Source organism: Sulfitobacter sp., assembly GCF_041552635.1.
Taxonomy (GTDB): Bacteria; Pseudomonadota; Alphaproteobacteria; order Rhodobacterales; family Rhodobacteraceae; genus Sulfitobacter.
The window spans coordinates 22,585-30,843 of record NZ_JBFEKM010000025.1; the positions used below are offsets into that span (position 1 = coordinate 22,585).

General features: G+C 59.2%; 10 protein-coding genes. 4 read left to right on the forward strand and 6 right to left on the reverse strand.

Features of this window, described 5'->3' with window-relative positions; translation table 11 throughout:
* Positions 1 to 12: 12 nt before the first annotated feature.
* From ABYT07_RS04750 to ABYT07_RS04760, 3 genes are read right to left on the reverse strand one after another with little or no spacing between them, the layout of a single operon-like run.
* Entirely contained in the window at positions 13 to 984 is a 972-nt protein-coding gene (locus tag ABYT07_RS04750; protein ID WP_372989830.1) for a threonine/serine dehydratase, read from the reverse strand.
* Complete coding sequence (locus ABYT07_RS04755) at positions 981 to 1,805, reverse strand: alpha/beta fold hydrolase (RefSeq protein WP_372989831.1); 825 nt, start codon at positions 1,803 to 1,805, stop codon at positions 981 to 983. The genes ABYT07_RS04750 and ABYT07_RS04755 overlap by 4 nt, the downstream gene beginning before the upstream one ends.
* Positions 1,805 to 2,491, reverse strand: coding sequence for a haloacid dehalogenase type II (locus ABYT07_RS04760; protein WP_372989832.1), 687 nt, complete (start codon positions 2,489 to 2,491; stop codon positions 1,805 to 1,807). The genes ABYT07_RS04755 and ABYT07_RS04760 overlap by 1 nt, the downstream gene beginning before the upstream one ends.
* A gap of 184 nt (positions 2,492 to 2,675) precedes the next feature.
* Here ABYT07_RS04760 and ABYT07_RS04765 point away from each other — a divergent pair, with 184 nt between their 5' ends.
* Together ABYT07_RS04765 and ABYT07_RS04770 are read left to right on the forward strand one after the other, a co-directional pair.
* Complete coding sequence (locus ABYT07_RS04765; protein ID WP_372989833.1) at positions 2,676 to 3,104, forward strand: peptidylprolyl isomerase; 429 nt, start codon at positions 2,676 to 2,678, stop codon at positions 3,102 to 3,104.
* 152 nt (positions 3,105 to 3,256) lie between these two features.
* Positions 3,257 to 4,369, forward strand: a complete 1,113-nt coding sequence (locus tag ABYT07_RS04770; RefSeq protein ID WP_372989834.1) for a class I SAM-dependent RNA methyltransferase — start codon at positions 3,257 to 3,259, stop codon at positions 4,367 to 4,369.
* A 66-nt stretch (positions 4,370 to 4,435) separates the two neighbouring features.
* On the opposite strand, the gene ABYT07_RS04775 is transcribed toward ABYT07_RS04770, so the two are convergent.
* The 3 genes from ABYT07_RS04775 to fabA all read right to left on the reverse strand — a co-directional run bounded on the left by ABYT07_RS04775 (position 4,436) and on the right by fabA (position 7,105).
* Positions 4,436 to 5,227 carry an enoyl-ACP reductase gene (locus ABYT07_RS04775; protein ID WP_372989835.1) on the reverse strand — a complete coding sequence of 264 codons (792 nt, stop codon included), beginning with the start codon at positions 5,225 to 5,227 and terminating at the stop codon, positions 4,436 to 4,438.
* A gap of 9 nt (positions 5,228 to 5,236) precedes the next feature.
* Complete coding sequence (gene fabB / locus ABYT07_RS04780; RefSeq protein ID WP_372989836.1) at positions 5,237 to 6,466, reverse strand: beta-ketoacyl-ACP synthase I; 1,230 nt, start codon at positions 6,464 to 6,466, stop codon at positions 5,237 to 5,239.
* A 129-nt stretch (positions 6,467 to 6,595) separates the two neighbouring features.
* Positions 6,596 to 7,105 (reverse strand): bifunctional 3-hydroxydecanoyl-ACP dehydratase/trans-2-decenoyl-ACP isomerase, encoded by a 510-nt coding sequence (gene fabA, locus ABYT07_RS04785; protein WP_372989837.1) that lies wholly within the window; start codon positions 7,103 to 7,105, stop codon positions 6,596 to 6,598.
* Positions 7,106 to 7,266: 161 nt separating this feature from the next.
* Between fabA and irr the strand changes: the two genes are divergently transcribed.
* On the forward strand, positions 7,267 to 7,686 hold the full coding sequence (gene irr / locus ABYT07_RS04790) for a Fur family transcriptional regulator Irr (RefSeq protein WP_372989838.1): 420 nt from the start codon (positions 7,267 to 7,269) through the stop codon (positions 7,684 to 7,686).
* Between the two features lie 64 nt (positions 7,687 to 7,750).
* On the forward strand, positions 7,751 to 8,259 hold a 509-nt coding region (locus ABYT07_RS04795; protein WP_372989839.1), incomplete at its 3' end, for a phytanoyl-CoA dioxygenase family protein.

Below are 8,259 nucleotides of genomic sequence, written 5' to 3' on the forward strand. Positions count from 1 at the left end.
TCCTTTTCGAGGTCAATTGAGGATAGCGAGGGCGCGGGCGAACATATCGGCATCCACATTCCCGCCGGAAATCGTGACGATGACATCATCACCTTCGATCTGGTCTTGGCGGAACAGCGCTGCGGCAAGGGCAATCGCACCACCCGGTTCAGCGACTACCTTGAGACGGTTGAACGCGTGGGCGACCGCGTGCAGCGCTTCGTCATCTGTCGCGACAAGGCCCGGACCACACAGGCGCTGCATGATCGGAAAGGTCAGATCGCCGGGTTGCGGCGTGATGATCGCATCGCAGATCGACCCCGCCAATGCGGGGTTGCGCACGATGCTGCCTTGGGCCAGCGACCGCGTGACATCATCAAATCCGGCCGGTTCGGCGGGGCGCACGCGCAGGCCGGGGGCGTCAGCCTCAAGCGCGAGCGCGATGCCCGAGGTCAGCCCGCCGCCACCGCAACACACGATCACATCAGCGGAGGTGATGCCGAGTTCGGCGGCTTGCCCGGCAATCTCAAGGCCCGTGGTGCCTTGCCCTGCAATGACCTGTGGATCGTCGAAAGGCTTGATCAGGGTCAGCCCGCGTTCCGCCGCCAGACGCGCACCGATTGCATCGCGGTCTTCGGTTGCGCGGTCATACACAACGACCTCGGCCCCCAAGGCACGGGTGTTTTCAATCTTCAAGCGCGGCGCATCGGATGGCATGATGATGACCGACGTCACCCCGTGCTGTTTGGCGGCATAGGCCACACCTTGGGCATGGTTGCCGCTGGAAAAGGCAATGACCCCCTTGGCACGGATATCAGGATCAAGCGCGGACAGCGCTGACCAGCCGCCGCGAAACTTAAAGCTGTCGGTATGTTGCAGGCATTCAGGTTTCACCCAGACACGACGGCCCGCGATTTCGTCGATAAACGGCGAATTCAGCAGGGGCGTGCGGCGTGCGTGCCCCTCAAGCCGCGCGGCAGCGGCGCGGATCATGTCGATGTTCATGACATCGCCTCGATCCATTTGCGCAAGGCGTCAACTGCTTCGGGTTCATCCAGAAACGGGATATGCCCGCGCCCGGGCACGCGGCCCACGATCATATCGGGGCGGCGTTTTTCCATCTCGGCCAGGGTTTCTTCGCTGAGCAGGTTGGAATTCATCCCGCGAATACAGGCAATCGGCAGCCCTGCCAGCGCATCAAAAAACGGCCACAGATCGGGCGACGGGCCGTCAAAGGCCTTGGCCACAGCATCGCGCAGATGTTTGTCATAGGTTATTTTCAGGCCGCTGTCGGTCTGGGTGTAATGCTTGACCGCTTCCTCCATCCAACGGCTGTCGGGAACGTCGTCAAATTCGGGAAACACGCGCGGCATGGCGGCGGCGGCCTCGGCGTGGGTTTTGGCGGCGGGGTTGCGGCCAATGTATTGCATGATGAAATCGAGGCCCTGCGGGTCGATATATGGCCCCACATCGTTGAAAGCCACGCCCAACAGACGGTCTTTGGCCCCCATGGCCAGCCCCATCGCATTCAGCCCGCCGCGCGACGTGCCAAGGATTGCGACCTTGTCCAAGCCTAGATGCGCCAGCAACTCCAGCGCGTCACGACATTCAACGGGCGGTGAATAATGCGACCAGTCGGGGTCGAAATCCGATTGCCCGCGTCCGCGGTAATCCATCTTGATCAACCGGTTGCCCGCCAGATGTGGCGTGACATAGTCAAAGTCGGCGGTTGTGCGTGTGAGGCCAGCAAGGCAAAGGATCGGCAGACCCGCACCTTCGTCAGTATAATACAGTTTCAGCCCGTCGGAGGATGTGAAATGAGGCATCAGGCACCTGCCAATTGCGGGATTTCGGTTAACTCTTTCAGAGTGTGGACGGGTGTCCATGGGAGTCGGTCTACCGGTTCAGCGCTGCGGTTCACCCAAGCGGTTTCAAAACCATATCCAGTGGCTGCAGCGGCATCCCAGCCATTGGATGACACAAACAAAACGTCAGCCTTGGCGCAGCCGAAATGCTGCCCGACCAGATCATACACCTTTGCATCGGGCTTGAAGACTCCGACGCTTTCAACCGATAAAAGCGCATCCAACACATCGCCGATACCGGCGGATTTAACGGCACCGTCAAGCATCTGGGGTGACCCATTCGACAAAATCGCCGTATTTAACCCCGCGTCTTTCAGGGTGCGCAGCATGGCGGGCACCTCGGGGAATGCCTGCAATTCCCAATAAAGCGCCAACAGGCGGGCGCGCAGGGCAGGGTTGCCATCATGGCTGGTTTTCTCGAGGGCCCAATCGAGGGCATTCTGGGTGACCTCCCAGAAATCGGTATGCGCGCCCGTGACAGCGCGCAGCCACGAATAGCCAAGCTGTTTTTGACGCCAATGCTCTGCGACTTGGGGCCAGCTGTCCTTGAGGGCAGCGAATTCCGGTTCGCTTGCCGCTTGGCGTGCGGCGGCGGCCACATCGAATAATGTACCATAGGCGTCAAAGACGCAGGTGGTGATTGGCATGGAACCCTCCCGGTGGTTGTCGGGAACAGATTGTCACGGGCCGCGACGACAGAAAAGGCCGAAAAACTTGCAAGACGGGGGTTTACGCCAGCGTTCTGGCTTGAAACACTGTGCCCCGAACCTTGGAGCACCCGCGCAGACACGTGGCCTCTTTCATTTATTCCCGAACATACTGGAGATTTTTATGACGCAGGTTAAATCCGGCGATACCGTTGCAATCCATTATACTGGCACATTGCTGGACGGCAGCACCTTTGACAGCTCAGAGGGGCGCGAACCGTTGGAGTTTGTGGTCGGATCCGGCCAGATCATCCCCGGCCTTGATGTGGCACTGCCTGGTATGGAAGTAGGCGACAAGAAAGTCGTCAAGATCGGCAGCGAAGATGCCTATGGCCCGTTGAACCCTGAAATGCGTCAGGCCGTGCCACGCGAAGGTATCCCCGCTGATATCCCGCTTGAGGTCGGTACCCAGTTGCAGATGCAGACACCCGACGGCCAAGCGATGCCTGTTATGGTGGTCGAAGTGGACGACGCAACTGTGACGCTGGATGCAAACCACCCGCTGGCGGGTAAGGACCTGCAATTCGACATCGAGCTGATGAAAATCGCCTGATGATCAAGGCCAGTGCGGGGTTTCCTGCACTGGCCTACGGAAAATTCGAATTTCCCGGACCGGAGTTTTCGAAAACTCCGGTGACGGCCCAAAGGCCCATGGTTCAAAAGAAACCGCTCGAATAGCGCGACGCGGCACAGTATGCAGCGTCTATGAACACAGATACCAGCTTTGATATATTCCTTGTCGCGACCCCGGGTCTAGAAGACATGCTTTTGGCCGAAGTCATCGAAAAGGGCTTTACCAATCCAACTTTGTCGCCCGGCGGTGTTACGGTGCAAGGCGGCTGGCCCGAGGTCTGGCGCGCCAATCTTGAACTGCGCGGCGCGTCTCGGGTGCTGGCGCGGATCGGGTCCTTTATGGCGTTCCATCTGGCGCAACTTGATAAACGCGCCCGCAAATTTCCATGGGCAGAGGTCTTGCGCGCTGATGTGCCCTTGCGGGTCCAGGTCACCACAAAGGCATCCAAAATCTACCATGCCGGTGCCGCCACGCAGCGGATTGAAACCGCCCTGCGCGAAAGCCTTGGGGCGACGATATCGCCCGAGGCCGCGTTGGTGCTGAAGGTTCGGATCGACGATAACGTGGTAACGATAAGCCTCGATACCTCTGGCGAATCCCTGCACAAACGCGGTCACAAAGAGGCCGTCGGCAAAGCACCCATGCGCGAAACGCTGGCATCGTTGTTGCTGCGACAGGCGGGCTATGTGGGCGCTGAAACGGTCGTTGACCCCATGTGTGGGTCCGGCACTTTCGTGATCGAGGCAGCAGAGATCGCCATGGGCCTGAACCCCGGCCGCTCGCGCAGCTTTGCATTCGAAAGCCTCGCCAGTTTTGATGCGCAGGCGTGGGGGGAAATGCGCGCCAAACCACCACACACAACCGATCTTCGGTTTTACGGTTCCGACCGCGATGCAGGTGCCGTCCGGATGAGCACAGCCAACGCCGATCGGGCAGGGGTCGCAGACGCAGTGCATTTCGAAAACCACGCCGCAGGCGAACTTACCCCGCCCGATGGCCCGCCCGGCCTTGTCATCGTGAACCCGCCATACGGCGGCCGCATCGGAAATAAAAAACTGCTCTATCCGCTTTACGGTACTTTGGGGCAAACGCTGTTGACCCGCTTCAAAGGCTGGCGCGTCGGCCTTGTCACGTCAGAGCCACCGCTCGCCAAGGCGACCGGTTTGCCTTGGAAACCTCAAGGCCCGGCAATCGCACATGGCGGCATGAAAGTCTGGTTCTACCAAACTCCACCGCTGCGCTAGACCCCCTTCATTCTCTGGCTTTTAAATATCCCGGGGTCCGGGGCAGCGCCCCGGTCCATCAGGCAATCACAAATGCTCGGCTTGCGGCATCCCTAAAACGTGAAACCCTCCATCAACGCGAATAATCTCGCCTGTGGTGCAGGCCCCCGCGTCTGACGCCAGATAGACTGCCGTGCCTCCGACCGCTTCCAAAGTTGCATTGGATCGCAAGGGGGCGTTCTGGTCGGTGTGCTTGTAGGTCTTGCGCGCGCCGCCAATGGCAGCACCCGCAAGGGTCTTCATCGGGCCGGGGCTGATCGCGTTGACGCGAATGCCATCGGGGCCAAGATCATTTGCCAGATAGCGCGTGGCGGATTCAAGCGCCGCCTTGGCGACGCCCATGACGTTGTAATTCGGCACAACGCGGTTTGATCCCTGATAGGTCAGCGTCATCAGGGTGCCACCGTTTTCAACCATCAACGGGTGCGCGCGGCGGGCAACATCGATGAAAGAATAGGTCGAGATATCCAGCGAGTGTTTGAAGTTAGCGCGGCTGGTGTTCAGAAAACGGCCCGTCAGTTCGGACTTGTCCGAAAACGCAATCGCGTGGACCACGAAATCAATCGTGGGCCAGCGCGCGCCCAGCTGGTCAAATGCAGCATCCAAAGACGCATCATCGGTCACATCCACATCGACCATGAAATCCGACCCGACGCTTTCGGCCAGCGGTTTCAAGCGCGTACCAAAGGCGTCGCCCTGATAGGTGAATGCCAGTTCGGCCCCCGCCTCGGCCATTGCCTTGGCAATGCCCCACGCGATTGAGCGTTCGTTCGCAACACCCATGATAAGGCCGCGTTTTCCCTTAAGCAGATCTGACATGTGCTGTCCTTACTCTTTAAACTTGGAAAGGATCATCGACCCGTTGGTGCCGCCAAATCCGAATGAATTGGTCATGACGGAATCCAGCCCTGCGTTATCGACACGCTCCAGCGCGATTTCAGCAGGATCCAGCTTGGGGTCGAGATCGACCACATTAATGGATTTGGCGATAAAATCATGCTTGAGCATCAGCAAGCAGAACACAGCCTCAAGGGCACCAGCGGCTCCTTGGGCGTGGCCTGTCATGGATTTGGTTGAACTGACCGGCGGCGTTGTCCCTTGGCCAAAAACGCGGCGGACGGCTTCGATCTCGCCGACATCGCCCACGGGGGTCGATGTGCCATGCGCGTTGATATAGCCGACCTTGCGGCCTTCGGGCAGGGATTGCAGGGCCAGACGCATGGCGCGTTCGCCGCCTTCGCCGGATGGGGCCACCATGTCGTGGCCGTCGGATGTGGCCGCATATCCGGTCACTTCGGCATAGATCGTTGCACCGCGGGCTTGGGCGTGTTCCAGATCCTCAAGCACCAGCATGCCGCCGCCGCCCGAGATGACGAACCCGTCGCGGTTGGCGTCAAATGCACGGCTCGCGGTTTCGGGGGCGTCGTTATACTTGCTGCTCATCGCGCCCATGGCGTCGAACAGGCAGGACAATGTCCAATCCAGTTCCTCGCCGCCGCCAGCGAACATCACGTCTTGCTTGCCCATCATGATCTGTTCGGCTGCGTTGCCGATGCAGTGCAGGGATGTGGAACAAGCGCTGGTGATGGAATAGTTGATGCCCTTGATCTTGAACGCCGTGCTCAGGTTGGCACTGACGGTCGAGGACATGCATTTAGGCACCGCAAATGGCCCGATCCGTTTGGTCGCACCTGTGTCACGCACCACGTTATGGGCTGTAAACAGCGCCGAAGTCGACGGCCCGCCGGACCCAGCCACAAGGCCGGTGCGCGGGTTGCTGATCTGGTCTTCGGTTAGGCCAGCGTCGGCAATCGCCTGGGCCATCGCGATATAGGCATAGGCGGCACCGCCCCCCATAAAGCGCAGCGCGCGTTTGTCGATGTGATCGGCCACGTCGATTTTCAGCGTCCCTGCGACGCGGCTGCGAAAGCCGTGTTCGGTCATTTCGGGGCTGGCGACGATGCCACTGGTTCCGTCCTTGAGCGATGCAAGCACTTCTTCAGCGTTGTTTCCGATGGATGAGACAATCCCCAACCCTGTTACGACGACGCGACGCATGGCGCACTCCCTTGATCTTGTTGGGCTTTTCGCCCTGTTTCAGCCGCCACCCGGCCACTACTATGGCAAGGCGGCGCTTTCCTCCTCCGTTTGCCGCCAATGGGGCGACAAATCAAGTCATCTGTCGGGTCAGCTTTCTGACAGGGCGACCTTCATGTCTTTTACGATATAGATGACTTCACCGTCTGCTTCGACGATGCCATCCGCGACACCCATGGTCAGGCGACGGGTCTGGATCGCTTTGGTAAAGTCGATCTTGTAGGTCAGCATCTTGCGGTCGGGGCGCACCATGCCGGTCAATTTGACCTCGCCCACGCCCAACGCATAGCCGCGCCCCTGCCAGCCGCGCCAGCCAAGGTTAAAGCCGGTCAGCTGCCACAAGCCATCAAGGCCCAGACAGCCGGGCATGATCGGGTTGCCGGGAAAGTGACAGTCAAAGAACCACAAGTCGGGGGTGATGTCGAATTCAGCTACGATATGGCCTTTACCATGGGCACCGCCATCTGCGGAAACGTCGGTGATCCGGTCCATCATCAGCATCGGCGGGGCGGGCAGTTGTGCATTGCCGGGGCCAAAAAGCTCGCCTGCGGCGCATTGCAACAAAGCTTCTTTGTCGAAACTGGTAGGATAATCGGCCATATGTTCGCGGCTCCTGCTCGCTGTGTTCAAGGTCGTTTGTGGTCTAGCATTGTGCCAGCCATTCCTGCAAGGGTGCTGGCAAGGTGCCAGGTTCTGGGTTTTCAATTGAAAACGGTGCGGTTTACGCTTTATATACCCTAACGGCAGACAAAGAGTGTGTGATGACCCAAGCGATGCAACAGATCAGTTCCAAGTGGCTTTCCAAGGCGGGTCTGCGTCCGACGCGCCAACGCATGACCCTTGCACAGCTTTTGGTGGGGGACGGGCAGCATCGCCATGTCACCGCAGAAAGCCTGTTTGACGCGGCAAAAGGGCAGGGCGAAGCGGTGTCACTGGCCACCGTATATAACACATTGCGCGCTTTTTGTGACGCCGGTCTGATGCAAGAGGTCACCGTTGACGGGTCCAAAAGCTATTTCGACACCAACACGCACGACCACCCGCATTTCTTTTGGGAGGATGAAGCGCGTTTGACCGATGCGCCGTCGGACCAGTTGGTGATCGCGCAATTGCCCGACGCGCCCGAAGGGGCCGAAATCGCGTCCGTGGACGTGGTTATTCGTTTGCGCCGGAAAAGCTAAACTGCTGGACCGCCGCGATCTTGCTGCTTAGGCTGAGAAAAATTTCCAAGCTTTGAGCGTGCCCATGCATCCCCTAATCACCCAAGACCATATCGACAGCTACCAACGTGACGGCGTTGTGCTGATAAAGGGGCTATTCGCCGATCATGTTGACCCCTTGCGCGCGGGCGTCGCGCGCAACATGGAAAACCCCGGCCCCTATGCGTCCAACAACGACAAAGCAGGCGAGACGGGCCGGTTTTTCGACGATTACTGCAATTGGGACCGTATTGCGGAATTTGGTGATGTGATCCACGGGTCACCCGCCGCTCGGGTCGCTGCCGATTTGATGCAAAGCAAAACGGTACAGCTGTTTCATGATCATGTGTTGGTCAAGGAACCCGGCACGTCGATGGCGACGCCGTGGCATCAGGACGGACCGTATTATTTCGTGGAAGGGCGTCAGAACGTCAGCTTCTGGTCCCCGCTTGATCCGGTGACCGACGCCACGCTGCGCTGTGTTGCGGGGTCGCATTTGTGGGAAAAACCTGTGCTGCCCACACGTTGGGTCAAGGGCGATGCGTTTTTTGACCC